The sequence below is a fragment of the Polynucleobacter sp. MWH-Loch1C5 genome, assembly GCF_018881775.1.
Taxonomy (GTDB): domain Bacteria; phylum Pseudomonadota; class Gammaproteobacteria; order Burkholderiales; family Burkholderiaceae; genus Polynucleobacter.
In genome coordinates this window covers 880,605-896,223 of record NZ_JACVPR010000001.1, presented here as the reverse complement: position 1 = coordinate 896,223, position 15,619 = coordinate 880,605, and the positions used below count along the sequence as shown (strand labels likewise).

The 15,619-nt window shown below is 44.8% G+C and carries 16 protein-coding genes and 1 riboswitch; of the genes, 5 read left to right on the top strand and 11 right to left on the bottom strand.

The features are described from left to right. Positions 1-8: 8 nt before the first annotated feature. Positions 9-905 carry a DUF6279 family lipoprotein gene (locus ICE94_RS04550; protein WP_216149304.1) on the top strand — a complete coding sequence of 299 codons (897 nt, stop codon included), beginning with the start codon at positions 9-11 and terminating at the stop codon, positions 903-905. On the opposite strand, the gene ttcA is transcribed toward ICE94_RS04550, so the two are convergent. From ttcA to ICE94_RS04535, 3 genes are read right to left on the bottom strand one after another with little or no spacing between them, the layout of a single operon-like run. Further along, positions 853-1,722, bottom strand: a complete 870-nt coding sequence (ttcA, locus tag ICE94_RS04545; protein WP_216149302.1) for a tRNA 2-thiocytidine(32) synthetase TtcA — start codon at positions 1,720-1,722, stop codon at positions 853-855. The two genes, ICE94_RS04550 and ttcA, sit on opposite strands and share 53 nt — an antisense overlap. After that, positions 1,719-2,111: a dihydroneopterin aldolase gene (locus ICE94_RS04540; RefSeq protein ID WP_216149300.1), complete on the bottom strand. Its 393-nt coding sequence runs from the start codon at positions 2,109-2,111 to the stop codon at positions 1,719-1,721. The genes ttcA and ICE94_RS04540 overlap by 4 nt, the downstream gene beginning before the upstream one ends. Positions 2,112-2,114: 3 nt before the next feature. Continuing rightward, a complete protein-coding gene (locus tag ICE94_RS04535) occupies positions 2,115-2,897 on the bottom strand; it encodes an SDR family oxidoreductase (protein WP_216149297.1) in 783 nt (260 codons plus the stop codon). Between the two features lie 39 nt (positions 2,898-2,936). Between ICE94_RS04535 and ICE94_RS04530 the strand changes: the two genes are divergently transcribed. Then, entirely contained in the window at positions 2,937-4,097 is a 1,161-nt protein-coding gene (locus tag ICE94_RS04530) for a class I SAM-dependent methyltransferase (RefSeq protein WP_216149295.1), read from the top strand. On the opposite strand, the gene ICE94_RS04525 is transcribed toward ICE94_RS04530, so the two are convergent. The 3 genes from ICE94_RS04525 to ICE94_RS04515 are packed head-to-tail and all read right to left on the bottom strand — an operon-like array spanning position 4,092 to position 8,019. Next, positions 4,092-5,171: a hypothetical protein gene (locus ICE94_RS04525; protein WP_216149293.1), complete on the bottom strand. Its 1,080-nt coding sequence runs from the start codon at positions 5,169-5,171 to the stop codon at positions 4,092-4,094. The two genes, ICE94_RS04530 and ICE94_RS04525, sit on opposite strands and share 6 nt — an antisense overlap. Further along, on the bottom strand, positions 5,168-6,076 hold the full coding sequence (locus ICE94_RS04520) for a complex I NDUFA9 subunit family protein (RefSeq protein ID WP_216149291.1): 909 nt from the start codon (positions 6,074-6,076) through the stop codon (positions 5,168-5,170). Before ICE94_RS04520 ends, ICE94_RS04525 begins: the two co-directional genes overlap by 4 nt. Then, positions 6,073-8,019: a lytic transglycosylase domain-containing protein gene (locus ICE94_RS04515; protein ID WP_216149290.1), complete on the bottom strand. Its 1,947-nt coding sequence runs from the start codon at positions 8,017-8,019 to the stop codon at positions 6,073-6,075. The genes ICE94_RS04520 and ICE94_RS04515 overlap by 4 nt, the downstream gene beginning before the upstream one ends. Positions 8,020-8,066: 47 nt before the next feature. Here ICE94_RS04515 and ICE94_RS04510 point away from each other — a divergent pair, with 47 nt between their 5' ends. Next, positions 8,067-8,624: a 5-formyltetrahydrofolate cyclo-ligase gene (locus ICE94_RS04510; RefSeq protein ID WP_216149287.1), complete on the top strand. Its 558-nt coding sequence runs from the start codon at positions 8,067-8,069 to the stop codon at positions 8,622-8,624. An 8-nt stretch (positions 8,625-8,632) separates the two neighbouring features. On the opposite strand, the gene metF is transcribed toward ICE94_RS04510, so the two are convergent. From metF to metK, 3 genes are all read right to left on the bottom strand, one after another. Then, positions 8,633-9,463, bottom strand: a complete 831-nt coding sequence (gene metF / locus ICE94_RS04505) for a methylenetetrahydrofolate reductase [NAD(P)H] (RefSeq protein WP_216149285.1) — start codon at positions 9,461-9,463, stop codon at positions 8,633-8,635. Between the two features lie 17 nt (positions 9,464-9,480). Continuing rightward, positions 9,481-10,917, bottom strand: a complete 1,437-nt coding sequence (ahcY, locus tag ICE94_RS04500) for an adenosylhomocysteinase (protein WP_216149283.1) — start codon at positions 10,915-10,917, stop codon at positions 9,481-9,483. Between the two features lie 67 nt (positions 10,918-10,984). Beyond that, a riboswitch (S-adenosyl-L-homocysteine riboswitch) is annotated at positions 10,985-11,066 on the bottom strand. 10 nt (positions 11,067-11,076) lie between these two features. Beyond that, positions 11,077-12,243 (bottom strand): methionine adenosyltransferase, encoded by a 1,167-nt coding sequence (gene metK, locus ICE94_RS04495; RefSeq protein ID WP_216149281.1) that lies wholly within the window; start codon positions 12,241-12,243, stop codon positions 11,077-11,079. A gap of 166 nt (positions 12,244-12,409) precedes the next feature. On the opposite strand from metK, the gene dapF reads away from it, so the two are divergent. Next, the gene (gene dapF, locus ICE94_RS04490) at positions 12,410-13,276 is read left to right on the top strand and encodes a diaminopimelate epimerase (protein ID WP_255539082.1); all 867 of its coding nucleotides are present in this window, start codon (positions 12,410-12,412) and stop codon (positions 13,274-13,276) included. 18 nt (positions 13,277-13,294) lie between these two features. On the opposite strand, the gene pyrE is transcribed toward dapF, so the two are convergent. After that, positions 13,295-13,963 (bottom strand): orotate phosphoribosyltransferase, encoded by a 669-nt coding sequence (gene pyrE, locus ICE94_RS04485; RefSeq protein ID WP_216149279.1) that lies wholly within the window; start codon positions 13,961-13,963, stop codon positions 13,295-13,297. 7 nt (positions 13,964-13,970) lie between these two features. On the opposite strand from pyrE, the gene ICE94_RS04480 reads away from it, so the two are divergent. Then, entirely contained in the window at positions 13,971-14,753 is a 783-nt protein-coding gene (locus ICE94_RS04480; protein ID WP_216149277.1) for an exodeoxyribonuclease III, read from the top strand. A gap of 5 nt (positions 14,754-14,758) precedes the next feature. Here the strand turns inward: ICE94_RS04480 and ICE94_RS04475 are convergent, their stop codons facing one another. Next, positions 14,759-15,619, bottom strand: coding sequence for a M48 family metallopeptidase (locus tag ICE94_RS04475; protein WP_255539081.1), 861 nt, complete (start codon positions 15,617-15,619; stop codon positions 14,759-14,761).

Genomic DNA, 15,619 nt, shown 5'->3' with positions numbered 1-15,619 from the left:
ATAATTATATGTGCATATTGAGCCTAATAGCCCGATTTAAACGCTTATTCCTGACTTTGCTGATTGTCGGGTTGGCGGGTTGTAGCACCTTCAAAATTGCCTATAACCAAAGCGACTTTTTAGCTCGCTGGTGGCTTGATGACTATTTAAGCCTGAACCAAGAACAAAATCAGCTCGTCAAAATAGCGCTACAACGCCAACTCCATTGGCATCGCACCGAACAACTTAGCGAAATCATTACCACCCTAGAGTTTGCTAAAGACAAATTACGTCATCAATTTTTACGCTCTGATTTTGAATTCCTGACGCAGCGTATCCGCATACACTTATTGAGTGTTGCGGAGTACAGCAATGCAGATACAGCGAAATTGCTAAGCCAAATCTCTGACGAGCAACATAAAAACCTGGAAAAGAATATAGCCAAGAGTAATGCTAAGTTTCGTAAAGAATTTATTGGTGAAACCAAAGACAAGCAGCTCAAGCTGAAGACCGAACGTGTGATTGATCGTTCTAAATCTCTATTTGGCAAACTCAGTAGTGAGCAAGAAAGAAAAATTGCCGAGATTGTCAAAGCAACTTATTTACCGCAAGAGCAACTTTATGAAGACCGCTTGAGGCGTCAGAAAGAATTCTTAGACATTGTGCAGTTCGCACGTAATAACTCGTCTAAGCAAGCAGACATACTCAATCGACTGAATGACTTTTATACCCATTTTGAATTAGGGCGTCACTCACAAAGCCGGGCAATACAGCAGGCCCGCCTAAAAGCGAACATTGATATGAGCTTAAATATTGTGCAAATCATGGAGACTTCTCAACGGCAACATGCTATTGAAAAGCTAGATTCTTGGATTAAGGATCTTGAGGATTTAAGATCCCAGGCATCTGTAACGGCTGCCAAGTAATCTGCTCATCAATATCATCATCAGCACTATCAGTTAGATTTTTAAAATCAAACTGGCGATGATCCATCAAATGCGAGGGTACGCAATTTTGTAGAGATCTAAAAAGACTTTGTACCCGACCTGGATATTTTTTCTCCCACTCGTGCAACAGCTCTTTCATCGCCTGGCGCTGAAGATTTTCTTGGCTGCCACATAAATTACATGGAATGATCGGGAATTCCATCTGTTGCGCATAGCGCTCTAAATAGTGCTCCGGCACATATGCCAAGGGCCGAATCACAATATGCTGGCCGTCATCAGACCTCAACTTCGGTGGCATCGCTTTTAATTTGCCACCATAAAACATATTCATGAGCAAGGTTTGCAAGATGTCGTCTCTATGATGACCTAACGCGATTTTGGTGGCGCCCAGTTCTTTGGCAACACGATACAAAATGCCACGTCGCAATCTAGAACACAAGCCACAAGTCGTCTTACCCTCAGGTATAACGCGCTTCACAATGCCGTAGGTATCCTGCTCCTCAATATGAAAAGCAACCCCTAATTTTTTTAAGTAGTTAGGTAAAACATCTTCAGGAAAGCCCGGCTGCTTTTGATCCAAATTAACTGCAACAAGGTCAAAGTCAACCGGTGCACGCTCTTTGAGCCTCATCAAAATATCTAGCATCGCGTAACTGTCTTTACCACCCGATAGGCAGACCATGACCTTATCGCCGGCTTCAATCATATTGAAGTCGATAATGGCCTCGCCTACAAGCCGACAGAGTTTCTTTTCTAGCTTGTTCTCTTCAAGAGCAATTTTTCGTGGGTCTTTCATTCTTTAATATGAAATACTTCAACACCAACAGATTCACAGTCTGGATAAACATCCGGCTTAGCGGTCGAAACTCGAACGGCCTGCACTAATGGGTGAGCGAGCATGATTCTTGCAATATCGTCACAGAGTGTCTCTTGTAAATGGATATGACCTTTTGAAACACGCTCAACAATACTCTGACGCATAAAGTCATAGTCCACAACTTCCTCTAAGCGATCATGGGTCGGCGTATTTTGATTGAGTGGTACATATAAATCAACATTCACCAAGACACGCTGCTCGCCACGTTTTTCAAAATCATGAACTCCGATATTGATATAAATTTCGTAGTTACTTAAAAATAAGCGACGACAGTTCATTAATTTTGGGTGCGATAAAAGGGCTTGCATACCTTACTCCGTTAAAAACATCACATCACGATCGGTCGGTAACAAATGCTGCCCCCCATCGACATACAAAGTTGTACCCGTTACAGCTTGAGCCTGCGCTAGATAAAGCACTGCAGCAGCAATATCATCGGGTGTTGAAGACTTACCTAAAGGTGTCATAGCGTGCGCCTTAGTAAAACCATCTTCTGTTTGATCCCCGGAGACCAATGTAATTCCTGGGGCAAGACCCACGACACGCAAAATTGGAGCAAATGACTGCGCCAATAAAGTAGTAGCGGAGTGCAAAGATGCTTTTGATAAGGTGTAAGACAAAAAGTCAGGATTTAAATTGGCTAACTTTTGATCTAATAAGTTGATGATTACACCACTAGGTCCAGCTCCTGCCTGAGCAATTTTTTTATGTTGCCGATATAAATCACGCGCCAAAATCAGTGGGGCTGCCACATTAGTGCGCATGTGACGATCTAATGCTGCATAACTAAAGCTTGAGGCAACGTCGTATTGAAATAAAGAGGCGTTATTAACTAAACATGTAGGCAGACCAAATTCTTCGGTACAACGCGCAATTAAAGTAGAGGCCTCGGACTCTTCAGATAAGTCTGCCTGAAATGCAATACCCCGGCGTCCCGTAGCCTGTATATCGGCAACAGTTTGCAATGCCGCATCTTTTGAGCTGCCATAGTGAATAGCTACGTCCCAGCCTTCTTTTGCCATAGCAATAGCCATGGCACGACCCAGACGTTTCGCGGCCCCTGTAATCAAGGCGATTTTTGTATTGTTTTGCATTCTTGGCTTGTTTTCTTAAGCGTTGTAGACTCGCAGGATATGGATATTACCCCTTCTACGCAGGAAAAGTCTCAAAGCGAGCAATTATCTAAGGAAATTCGAGAAAAAATTAGCTCGAATGGGGGTTCTATTCCATTTTCAAGCTATATGGAAATGGCCCTCTACCATCCGCAGCATGGTTACTACACCACACGTGAGTACAAAATTGGGCCCAAGGGGGACTTCACCACCGCCCCGGAAATATCACCTCTTTTTGGTAAAACGATAGCCAAGGCAATACTGCCTTGCCTCCAAGAAATTCAAAAAACGACTGGAGTCCGTCCTAGCATTCTAGAGTTTGGAGCAGGCACTGGCGCCTTAGCAAAAAGCATTCTTGAAGAGCTTCAAGAGCTTGAAGCCCAGGTCGATAGTTATCAAATCTTAGATTTATCGGGCGACTTAGTGAGTCAGCAAAAGGAATGCCTTCAAGAGTGTCCTTATCCAGTTCATTGGTTAGATGGCTTACCTAAAAAATTTCATGGTGTCATCATCGCTAATGAGGTCATCGATGCTATGCCTGTTGACTTGGTGCAGTATCACGATGGCTCGTGGTACGACCTACATGTATTTGCTGATGAAAAGAATTTTTTTCTACAAAGAAAATCATTAAGCACCATAGGTTTTCTACCTGAATCGCTCAATGCCACACCAAAGACTGAGGGCTACACAACAGAAATCAACTCTAATGCGCAATATTGGATTAAAAGTTTGTACGACATTATTGAAGCAGGCGCTGTCTTATTAATTGATTATGGCTTTCCTGCTCACGAGTACTACCACCCGCAACGCTCTCAAGGAACTTTGATAGGACACTATCGACATCACACAATCCAAGATCCATTTTTTTATCCAGGCATCTGTGACTTAACAACACACGTCAACTGGACTGATATTGCCAAACACGCCATCGAAAGTGGCTTTAATTTATGGGGCTATACCAACCAGGCTGCATATTTAATGGATGCAGGCTTAATGGACTTGATGCTTACATTAAGCAATCCTCAAAATACCGTTGAGTTTATGCAGCTCTCTAATCAGGCACAAAAACTTCTCTCAGAAGCGGAGATGGGGGAGTTATTTAAAGTCATGCTGCTGGGCAAGGGGCTAGATTTCAGCGAAGGAGAGCTACCTGGTTTTAGAGGAAGGCCTCGGTCTTTATAAATTATTCAATAGCTCGATACGCTTGGCCCGAATATAAGTTTTGATATCCACTTTTTGATGATGAGCCTCATTGGCCAAGACTCCTAAATCCAAAGAACTCAGTTTGTTTGTAACACCGCTGAGAAGCGCAGCTTGATTCGATTGAAGTACACGTAAGGCGTTTTCAAAACGTTCTGGCTTGCGCCAATAATCAGCACGATCTAGTAGATCCAAAATATCACTGGACGTTTTTTGAGAGCTACTCTCAAATTTTCTGACGTACTGAATAACAAGCGCAAAATCTCGTATCTCTGCTGGCACACGGTATGACTCACACCAGATTTTTATGAATTCAGAAGAAAAGCTTCCCAAAAAAAGGCCCATGCGATCTGGTAGCGATGAATCTTTACAACGACTAAGCTGTTCTATGGCGCCATTTAAGTTAGCAGATTCTGCTTCGGGGAAAAAATAACTTAAGGCCTGGGCTTCAGCTAAAACCTCAAACATGCGTACAGGGCTTTGCTCAACAATCCCCTTTGCCAATTCTTGAAATACCCGCTCAGGAACCAGCGCTTTTAATTCACCGCTGGCACTGATGGACTGCAGTAATTTTTTAGTCTCGGGCGCTAGTGTGAAATCTGGAAATCGTGCAGCAAAACGCGCAACACGCAAAAGACGTACCGGATCCTCAACAAAAGCAGGGCCCACATGGCGAAACACACGATTTTTAATATCCGCCAAACCTCCATGTAAATCGATGATGGGGCCGATCGGATTGTTATTACTATCTAACTCTTGAGCAAGCGCATTAATGGTTAAATCACGTCGCGATAAATCTTCTTCAAGGCTCACTTCAGGGCTTGCATGAAAAGTAAAGCCCTTGTAGCCAGGTCCAACCTTACGCTCGGTTCTTGCTAGCGCATACTCCGCTTTCGTTTGGGGATGTAAAAAAACCGGGAAATGTTGGCCAACTGCGGTATAGCCTAATGCCAACATCTCTTCGGGAGTCGTTCCTACCACCACATAATCTACATCATGGGTTTGAATACCCATCGCCTGATCGCGCAGGTAACCCCCAACAATATAGGTCTTCACGACAAAATACTTTCAAGTGGCGTTGGCTTAATCTGAAACACCTCAGTCAGTGAATTTTTGTCAGAAACGTTATCAACCAACATAGACGCGACGTTATCTCGCGACATAAGCGTAGGTCCAGGCATGATTTCTAAAGCCCATGCTTGTAAATACGCCAATGGAGATGGCAGAGGAATAATGACTGCCTGACGCTGAGCTTTTAAACCAGCCAGATTAACTAACTCTTTTAATGTATAAACCTTAGGTCCCACTAAATCATAAATTTGCCTGATCGTTTGTGACAGCGCCAAGGAATCGACAAATGCACGCGCTACATCTTCAACATAAACAGGTTGAAACTTGGCGCTCGCACCTCCCAAAGGTAAAACAGGGGCGATTTTTTGCAGCTTTGCAAACATATTGATGAAATTATCATCTTGCCCAAAGACAACTGAAGGCCTAAAAATGGTCCAATCTAAACTACTTTGTTGCACCAGTCTTTCTGCTGCACCCTTACTTCTCTGATACATAGACGGGCCATTTTCATCAGCACCCAAAGCGCTCATATGAAGGTATCTTCGAATCCCTAGGCTCTTCATCTTCTGAATCAATCTATTCGTGAGCTCAACGTGATTCTTTTTAAAGCCAGGACCATAAGGACTACCCATCTTGTCATGCAAGATGCCTACCAAATTGATAACGATGCCCGATTGATTTAAGCCCCCGAAAAGACGGTCTAGATCCATGTCTTGATGAATGTCCGCCTCGACCAAATAAACCTTGGGCAAAACACTCAACTCTTTTGCATCTTTTAAACGTCGCGTCGGAATACACACGCGATAGCCCCTGGCTTCCAACTTAGCAGCAATTTTTTTGCCAATAAATCCGGAACCACCGATCATCAGCACATCATATTTAAAACTCATGGTAACTCCGTCAGTACTGCCGCTTTAGGACTAATCGTGCCCAACTTTGCTTTGATTGATTGTGGTTTAGCAGTGGCTAAAGCAGCATAGTAATTAGCATTCGCTAAAACATGTTTTACGTAACCACGCGTCTCATTAAAAGGAATCGTTTCAGCAAATATGGCGCCCTCAACAGGACGACTTAATTTTTCACGCCAAGATTTTGGCCGGCCCGGCCCGGCGTTATAAGCAGCAGATGCCAAGGCCCATGAGCCATCCAAATCGATCATCACCATATTTAAATAATGACTTCCTAATGTGAGATTGGTTCTCATGTCATTTAATTGGCTAATCTTAAAATCATTCATACCGATTTTCTTAGCGACATACTGTGCTGTTTTTGGCATAACCTGCATCAAACCTGATGCACCGACATGTGAGCGCGCATTCATAATGAAGCGTGACTCTTGACGAATTAAGCCATAGGCCCAATTCATATCGAGACCCACTTGCTGCGCAATCGGTGCTAATGCCTCTTTAAATGGCGTGGGGTAACGCAATGTGAAGTCATGTTCTAACTTGGTTCTGTCGGCAGTGTTCACCGCCCGGTCATACAAAGAGATGCGCTTGGCATACTCAGCGCTTGCAATCAACTCACGATCAGAGAGATTGCGTAACTCCCAATTCCATTCACGATTGCCTTCAAAGCGTAAATTCATGTCATAAAAGCGCACTGCTCTGGCAAAACCTTTTTTTGCCGAGGCTTTTTTAACCAAATCTTCTTCTGGGGCGACACGCTTGGGGGCCATAATCGGCAAACCTAATTCTTCACGAGCCAATTGCCCGTAAAAATGAAATTGTTCAGCCAAAATTGAAAATGTTTCTTTGGCCAAACCTTCATCACCTAATTCACGCACCGCTCTTGCATACCAATAGCTCCATGCAGGATCACGACGACGTACTGCGGTATTCATCTGATCTATTGATTCTTTAACCAGCTTCCAATCACCCTCACGTAAAGCAGCTCGCACTTTCCACTCTTGCGTTTCAGGCGAAAGAAGATGATGAAAACCTAATTCATGTTGCTTTCTAAATGCATCAATCGCGTTACGGTCGAGTCTCTTAGCTAAATACTGGCCAATAACCCCCCATGCAGCGGCTGCATTTTCTTTGGCATATACCCAGCTCTTTTTATCGAATTCGCGGTACATGACCACGGGCTCTGTACGTGCTTTTTTAACAAGATCCGCAATCGGATCATCGCCACCGATACGCTTAGCCAAGCCTTCATAATTGGCTTCTAAAGCAATACGGCCCAAGGCCCTGAGCTCAGCCCGACTCAGGCCATTGTCTTGGTAGATGGCCTGAGCTGTTTCTGGGCACGCCTCACCAAAATATTGTGCATCGAGCATGACCCTCTGTAATTCTTTGCCCAGTTGTTTGGCGGACTCACCTTTGACCAAGCGTGATTGAAGTGCGTAGCACTTCACTTGAGTGTCATCATCCAAAACAAACTGAGCGTATTCACGATCAAATAAAGCCCACTCTTTTCTTTTGCCAAGCACTAAAAGCCAATCATTTCTCATACGATCTGCGATTGCGCTTCCTGCATTTACTTTTAAGAAAGCTTCGACGAGATAATCTGCGCCACTATCCGCTTTGGCCTGTCCGCCTTTATCAAACAATCGGGGCTTAATCTGAAAGTAAGACACATAGTCGTGTAAATCATATTGCTCAAGCTTTGCTGCAAGCTGATTTGCTTTAGATGCGTCATTAGCGCGAGCAGCCTCTCTTAACTCAACAAATAATTTATCTTGTGCAGATAGACCCTCCGTACTAGGAGGATTTGACTTTGGCTTATTTTTAGCCTGCGCATATACCGAGCCAATGCTGGCCACGCTGACACATACTACTGAAGCAAGTAGTATGGCTTTGATTGATTTAATTTGGTTTCGTTGTAGCATAGGCTAAATCATGCCTGATTTTTGATAATTGTGAAGACCTGTTTTGCATGAATAATTTAAGACAAAATCTAAGTCAAAAGCGTGCCTTAATTGCCAAGGATGCCGGCACACAGCTACGCCTACAAAATAACTTGCAAGCATGGCTAGCAAGACAAAACTACAACACTATTGCCATTTATTGGCCAATTCGTGACGAATTTAATCTTTTGGAAAGCATGAAAGTATGGGCCAATAACCAGGCAGATCGTCGCTTACTACTGCCCCATACTCAAAACAATCAAGCCTTGATGTTTCAATACTGGAACCATCACGAAAACCCTCAACACTTAGGCCTTTATCAAATCCCTGAAGTAGGGCCAGAGCATGGTTTTGAAACACCTCAAGCAGTCTTAGTGCCCACCTTGGGCTGGCTGAAGCGCGCTGGTAAAACCTATCGCTTAGGGTATGGCGGTGGCTTTTATGACCGCACTATGGCTAGCTACCGATCAAATCCAGAATTAATGGCCATCCCCTTTATTGGGATTAGCTACCAAGCGCTTGAGATCCATGAAACCTGGCAACCTGCCGGGCATGATGAGGCCCTAGACGAACTCCTCACAGACTGATTTTTGACTTAGTCGACTAATTGCAGATTTTTAGCTATGGCCAAGGTGGTCTCGGCTTGATTAAGGCTATAAAAATGTAATCCTGGAGCGCCTGCCACCATGAGTTGATCGCAAAGATCTGTGATGACTTCCAGACCAAAGGCTTTAATCGAAGCCACATCATCACCATAGGATTGGAGTCTTAAACGAATCCAACGGGGCACTTCTGCACCACAGGCATCAGAAAATCTTAATAGTTGTGATGAGTTGGTAATGGGCATAATGCCGGGAATCACTGGTACATCAGCACCTTGCTTAGCCGCCTCATCAACAAAACGGAAATAAGCATCCGTATTAAAAAAGTACTGCGTGATCGCGGAATTTGCACCCGCCTTCACTTTATTGACAAAACGTACAATGTCATCTGCGGGCGATTTCGCTTGAGGATGTGTCTCAGGATAAGCAGCCACCTCAATATGAAAGTGATCGCCTGTTGTTTCACGAATAAAACTAACGAGTTGATCAGCATGCTGAAACTCGCCATACTGACCCATGCCAGATGGCAAATCACCTCGTAAAGCAACGATGCGACGAATGCCAATGGCTTGGTATTGCTGAATGAGAGTTGCAATTTTTTCACGTGTACTACCCACACATGAAAGATGAGGCGCAGCCTGTAGACCGGCCTCATGCATTTCTTTAACCGTGGTCCAAGTACCGTCTTGCGTAGAACCACCTGCACCAAAAGTCACAGAAAAAAATGTCGGTTTGAGCGTAGCTGCCAATTGCTGACGCACTAGGCGCAATTTATCTGCACCCTCAGGCGTCTTTGGCGGGAAAAACTCTACGCTCAATTCCATATCAATTCCAGACTTTCTTAGTAACGGTAATGCTCAGGCTTATAAGGGCCTTCTTTTTTCACATTGATGTAAGCGGCTTGCTGATCAGACAACTGCGTCAATTGAGCATTGAGCGTCTTCAACTGCAAACGAGCTACTTTTTCATCCAAATGCTTAGGCAATGTGTAAACGCCCACAGGGTACTTATTCGTACCAGCAGCTGTCCAAAGCTCAATCTGCGCCAATGTTTGGTTCGCAAAAGATGAGCTCATCACATAAGAAGGATGGCCCGTACCGCAACCTAGGTTCACCAAGCGACCCTTAGCCAAAATAATCAAACGCTTTTCTGGCTGACCATTCATGGCAGGGAAAATCACATGGTCTACTTGTGGCTTGATTTCTTCCCAACGATATTTTTCAATACCTGCGATATCAATCTCATTATCAAAGTGGCCAATGTTACAAACGATAGCCTGATCTTTCATCTTGGCCATGTGGTCATGCGTAATGACATGATAGTTACCCGTAGCAGTCACGAAAATGTCAGCCTTGTCACAAGCGTAATCCATGGTCACTACACGGTAGCCTTCCATAGCGGCTTGCAATGCGCAAATAGGATCAATTTCAGTGACCCACACTTGTGCAGACAAAGCACGTAATGCCTGGGCTGAACCTTTACCTACGTCACCGTAACCAGCCACCACAGCAATCTTGCCCGCAATCATCACATCAGTAGCACGCTTAATACCGTCTACCAATGACTCACGACAGCCATACAAGTTATCAAACTTGCTCTTGGTCACAGAATCATTGACGTTAATAGCCGGGAACTTGAGTTCACCCTTAGCAAACATTTGATACAAGCGATGAACACCCGTAGTGGTTTCTTCAGTCACGCCTTTGACTTTCTCTAAGCGCACTGAGTACCAAGTTGGATCTTGTTTGAGCTTTGCCTGAATAGAGGCAAACAACACACGCTCTTCTTCACTGGTTGGATGATGTAAAACAGATTGGTCTTTTTCAGCTTTGGCACCCAAATGGAGCAGAAGCGTGGCGTCGCCACCATCATCCAAAATCATATTGGTATAGCCACCATCTGGCCACTCAAAAATCTTGTGTGTGAAATCCCAATACTGCTCTAAAGTCTCGCCCTTGATAGCAAATACAGGCGTGCCATTCGCAGCAATTGCGGCAGCAGCATGATCTTGGGTTGAGAAAATATTGCATGAGGCCCAACGTACGTCAGCACCCAATGCTTCTAAGGTTTCAATTAATACCGCTGTCTGAATCGTCATATGCAAAGAGCCAGTAATTCTGGCGCCACGCAAAGGTTGACTGGCAGCGAACTCGTCGCGAATCGCCATCAAGCCAGGCATTTCAGTTTCGGCAATGGCGATCTCTTTACGACCCCAATCAGCTAAGCCAATGTCGGCAATAGCAAAGTCTTTTAAGCTTAAATCTACAGGTTTGTTCATATGCACCCCACTCATTGAAAGGCCAATCGGGGGCAATAAAAAACGCCCGCCAACCGGTTCTTTAAAAGGTTAGCGAGCGCCGTTGCAATTAACTAATTCCTCTAAGCCTGGGGTATTTGAAAAAATACCTTGCAACGCTCCTTAGAGGCGATAAACGTATTATAGCCCAGCTGCGGCTTTTAGTGCTGCGGCCTTATCACGGGCCTCCCATGTGAACTCTGGCTCTTCACGGCCAAAGTGGCCATAAGCAGCCGTTTTGCGATAAATCGGTCTGAGCAAGTTCAACATCTTCACGATACCCTTCGGTCTCAAATCAAAGTGTTCTTGAACTAACTGGGCAATCTTTTCATCAGAAATCTTACCTGTACCAAAAGTGCTGACCATGACAGAAGTAGGTTTTGCAACACCAATGGCGTATGAAATCTGTACCAAGCACTTACTTGCCAAACCTGCAGCAACCACGTTTTTAGCAACATAGCGGCCTGCATAAGCAGCAGAGCGGTCAACCTTAGATGGATCCTTGCCGGAGAACGCACCACCACCGTGAGGAGCTGCACCACCATAGGTGTCCACGATAATCTTACGGCCGGTCAAACCACAATCGCCCTGTGGGCCACCAATCACAAAACGGCCAGTAGGATTTACCAAGTACTTGATTTCGCCTTTGATTAATTCTTTAGGTAATACAGGCTTAATAATTTCTTCAATGACCGCCTCACGTAACTTTTCTAAAGAAATGTCTGGTGAATGCTGCGTAGATAAAACGACGGTATCAATCGCAACTGGCTTGCCGTCGACATACTTTAATGTCACCTGAGACTTAGCATCAGGACGCAACCAATTGAGACGACCATCACGACGTAAATCGGCTTGACGCTCAACTAAACGATGTGACAAGTAGATTGGCAAAGGCATTAACTCAGGGGTTTCATCCACTGCATAACCAAACATCAAACCTTGGTCACCCGCACCCTGATCTAAACCATCATCATGGGCTTTATCAACACCTTGGGCGATATCTGGACTTTGTTTGTCATAGGCGACCAATACCGCACAGCCTTTGTAGTCAATACCATACTCAGTATTGTCATAACCAATTTGACGAATGGTCTCGCGCGCCACACCAATGTAGTCGACGTTGGCCGTAGTCGTAATTTCACCAGCCAAAACAACCAAACCGGTATTACATAAAGTTTCTGCAGCAACCCGTGCAGTAGGATCTTGAGCCAAAATGGCATCGAGAATGGAATCAGAAATTTGGTCAGCAACCTTATCAGGATGGCCTTCGGAAACTGACTCAGAGGTAAAGAAATATTCGTTTGACACTGTTAGCTCCTAAAAAAAGTATTCCGACAACACGTGCCGGTTCTAACAGCGGCGACGCTTTAGCGGATATTTTGGATTCGCCCCGCAAGTTGTCATAACTCAGCGAATATGTGTGAATTCTATAACATTCTCATAAAAGTACAACTAGCCTGTATATTTAACCCTTATGAGCTCTAGAAATTTACGATTTACCAAAATGCATGGCGCGGGCAATGATTTCATTGTGCTTGACGGCATTCATCAAGACCTCACCGGGATCTCCAAAGCCCAATGGGTGAAATTAGCGCATCGACAATTTGGCATAGGAGCCGATCAAATTTTGATTGTCGAACGCCCAAGCCGCGAGGGGGCAGAATTCAAATACCGCATTATTAATGCGGATGGTAATGAAGTCGAACAATGTGGCAACGGTTCGCGTTGCTTTGTACGTTTCGTCCGCGCTAAAGGGTTGACCCAAAACACCACTGTGCAAGTTGAAGTGGCTCATACCATTTTGAGCTTGACTGAAAATCCTGATGGCCAAGTCACAGTTAATATGGGGCCACCCATACTCGGGACAGAGAAAATTCCATTTACCCCAATGAATCTCTCATCCAAGCAAGAAGCACAAGCCACGCTTTATCAACTTCAAACGAGTGAAGGTTCATTTTGGATTCATCCTGTTTCTATGGGTAATCCTCATGGTGTGCAAATTGTGAATGATGTCGATCATCATCCTGTCGCTACCCAAGGACCTGTTCTTGAATCACATCCAGCATTTCCTAAAAAAATGAATGCAGGGTTTATGCAAATCATTTCCGCTCACGAAATTAAGTTACGCGTCTTTGAGCGAGGCTCTGGAGAAACTTTGGCTTGCGGCACTGGGGCCTGTGCGGCGGTCGTTTCAGGGATCATGCAAAATAAATTAAGTAGCCCCGTGACGGTTCATACACGTGGCGGGGATTTAATCATTGAGTGGGATGGCAATCCTGAGCACCCCGTCATGATGACAGGTCCCGCAGTCACTGTTTTTGAGGGCGAAGTTAGTATCTAGATTGGGCGCTAAAGCCCATTAAATACCGTAGCGCTCTCGATAGGCTTTTACTGCAGGCAAATAGTTTTGTAATTCGGCACTTTCTGACTGCTCTAAAAACGTCATCAAGCTCGCCAAATCTGCGATCGAAATAACTGGCATACCAAATTCGCTTTGCACATTTTGAACGGCTGAACTGGTACCGATTTCCTCTGCATTACCAGAGCGCTCCATTCGATCTAAGGCAATCAATACTGCAGCAGGCTCGGCCCCAGCTGAGCGAATCATATCTACCGATTCTCGAACAGAAGTCCCCGCAGAAATGACATCATCAATAATGACAACCCGGCCCCTCAGGGGCGCCCCCACCAATACACCGCCCTCGCCATGATCTTTCGCTTCTTTACGGTTGTAACAATAGGGCACCGCTTGACCATGTTCAGCCAGCGCGATTGCTGTGGCAGCCGCCAAGGTGATGCCCTTATATGCAGGCCCAAAAAGCATATCGAACTTAAGACCCGAGCTAATCAATGCTTGTGCATAGTACTCACCAAGTCGCTTCAGACGTAATCCGTCATTAAAGCCGCCGGCATTAAAAAAGTAAGGGGACAGACGACCTGCCTTCGTTTTAAACTCTCCAAATGCCAGCACCTTGGCTTCTAGTGCAAACTGGATGAATTCCTTTTTAAAGTTTTTTTGATTAGTCATATATCCCATGCTACGTGTCATTACTGCCAACTTAAACGGTATCCGTTCCGCTTCCAAAAAAGGCTTCTTTGATTGGATTCAAAAAGAGTCACCAGACATCATTTGTGTACAAGAACTCAAAGCTCAAGCAGACGATATGGCTGATTTTATGCTTTCTCCAGCAGGCTTCCAAGGATTTTTCCAATATGCAGAAAAAAAAGGGTATAGCGGCGTAGGCCTTTACACCAAGCACGAGCCGACTGAGGTTGTGATTGGTTTTGATGATGGTGAATTCGATGCTGAAGGGCGCTATGTCGAAACGCACTTTTATGACTTAATCGTGATTTCGGCGTACTTCCCCTCAGGATCAAGCGCGCCAGAACGTCAAGAAGCTAAATTTAGGTTTCTAGATTTGTTTATGCCACACCTGGTTGAGCTCAAGAAGAAAAAGAAAGAGATCATCTTGTGTGGTGATGTGAATATCGCACATAAAGAACAAGATCTAAAAAACTGGAAAGGCAATCTTAAAAATTCGGGCTTCTTACCTGAAGAACGTGCGTGGCTTGATCAATTGTTCTACCAAGAAAACTATCAAGATGTTTATCGCATCCTTCATCCAGAAAGTAGTGATGATTGTTACACCTGGTGGAGCCAGCGCGGCCAAGCCTATGCCAAGAATGTTGGATGGCGTATCGACTATCAAATTGCCACCCCCAAACTCAGTCAACTAGCTAAAACTGCTCGCATTTACAAGGAAGAGCGCTTTTCAGATCATGCGCCACTGATCATAGATTACGACTACAGTCTTTAATCGGATTAATAGCGATATTCAGGTAGGCGATCGATGGTTGTGCCTTTAGCTTTGGCATATAAAGGCATCACATCAGCTAAGTTACGCTGAATCTCATAAATACGTGATTCGCCTGAAGGGTGAGTAGATAACCATTCTGGTGGCTTCTCTTTATTAAGTTGTCCCATTTTTTGCCACAAAGAAATCCCTGCGCGTGGGTCGTAACCTGCACGCGCAGCCAAATCCATACCGACTAAGTCCGCATCTTTTTCATCTGAACGAGAAAAGCTCAAACCTAGAAGCTGCAAACCTTGCCCTAAAGCTTGGTTGCCAAGACTACCCAAGCCTAAAGCTTGCGAAACCACATTAGCGCCGATATTAGTCAACTGTGCTTTGGCAATGCGCTCGCGCGCATGTTCACGCAGAGCATGAGCTACTTCGTGCCCCATGATCGTCGCGACCTCATCATCATTGAGCTTTAACTTCTCTAGGATGCCAGTATAAAAAGCAATCTTGCCACCCGGCATACAAAAGGCATTGACCTCATCGGAGGCAATCAAATTGATTTCCCACTGCCATTTTTTAGATTCAGGGTTCCAGATTTCAGCATGCGGCAAAATTTTCTTCGCGATGGTTCTTAAGCGAATCACTTGTGGATGTGTGTCTGGCATCAAGGCATTCTTAGCGCCCGCTTTTTTCTTGATATCTGCATATTGACGTGCAGCCGCCTGCTCCAAGGAAGAAGCTGGCACCATACTTTTTAAGCTAGATGAATCCCCAACTTTTACCCCATCTTTAGGCGATGGATTCACCGGTGCACATGCCATCAAAAGGGCACCCATGGTGAGCGCGAAGACTCTCTTTAATTTAACTATCGTTTGCTTCAT

What these genes read in the sequence shown, in the direction of transcription:
- ICE94_RS04520 (WP_216149291.1), bottom strand. Translation starts at nt 6,076, where the DNA reads ATGAGTTTTAAATATGATGTGCTGATGATCGGTGGTTCCGGATTTATT.
- ahcY (WP_216149283.1), bottom strand. Translation starts at nt 10,917, where the DNA reads ATGAACAAACCTGTAGATTTAAGCTTAAAAGACTTTGCTATTGCCGAC.
- dapF (WP_255539082.1), top strand. Translation starts at nt 12,410, where the DNA reads ATGAGCTCTAGAAATTTACGATTTACCAAAATGCATGGCGCGGGCAAT.
- ttcA (WP_216149302.1), bottom strand. Translation starts at nt 1,722, where the DNA reads ATGAAAGACCCACGAAAAATTGCTCTTGAAGAGAACAAGCTAGAAAAG.
- ICE94_RS04535 (WP_216149297.1), bottom strand. Translation starts at nt 2,897, where the DNA reads ATGCAAAACAATACAAAAATCGCCTTGATTACAGGGGCCGCGAAACGT.
- ICE94_RS04550 (WP_216149304.1), top strand. Translation starts at nt 9, where the DNA reads ATGTGCATATTGAGCCTAATAGCCCGATTTAAACGCTTATTCCTGACT.
- ICE94_RS04510 (WP_216149287.1), top strand. Translation starts at nt 8,067, where the DNA reads ATGAATAATTTAAGACAAAATCTAAGTCAAAAGCGTGCCTTAATTGCC.
- metF (WP_216149285.1), bottom strand. Translation starts at nt 9,463, where the DNA reads ATGGAATTGAGCGTAGAGTTTTTCCCGCCAAAGACGCCTGAGGGTGCA.
- ICE94_RS04530 (WP_216149295.1), top strand. Translation starts at nt 2,937, where the DNA reads ATGGATATTACCCCTTCTACGCAGGAAAAGTCTCAAAGCGAGCAATTA.
- pyrE (WP_216149279.1), bottom strand. Translation starts at nt 13,963, where the DNA reads ATGACTAATCAAAAAAACTTTAAAAAGGAATTCATCCAGTTTGCACTA.
- ICE94_RS04480 (WP_216149277.1), top strand. Translation starts at nt 13,971, where the DNA reads ATGCTACGTGTCATTACTGCCAACTTAAACGGTATCCGTTCCGCTTCC.
- ICE94_RS04475 (WP_255539081.1), bottom strand. Translation starts at nt 15,619, where the DNA reads ATGAAGCAAACGATAGTTAAATTAAAGAGAGTCTTCGCGCTCACCATG.
- ICE94_RS04540 (WP_216149300.1), bottom strand. Translation starts at nt 2,111, where the DNA reads ATGCAAGCCCTTTTATCGCACCCAAAATTAATGAACTGTCGTCGCTTA.
- ICE94_RS04515 (WP_216149290.1), bottom strand. Translation starts at nt 8,019, where the DNA reads ATGCTACAACGAAACCAAATTAAATCAATCAAAGCCATACTACTTGCT.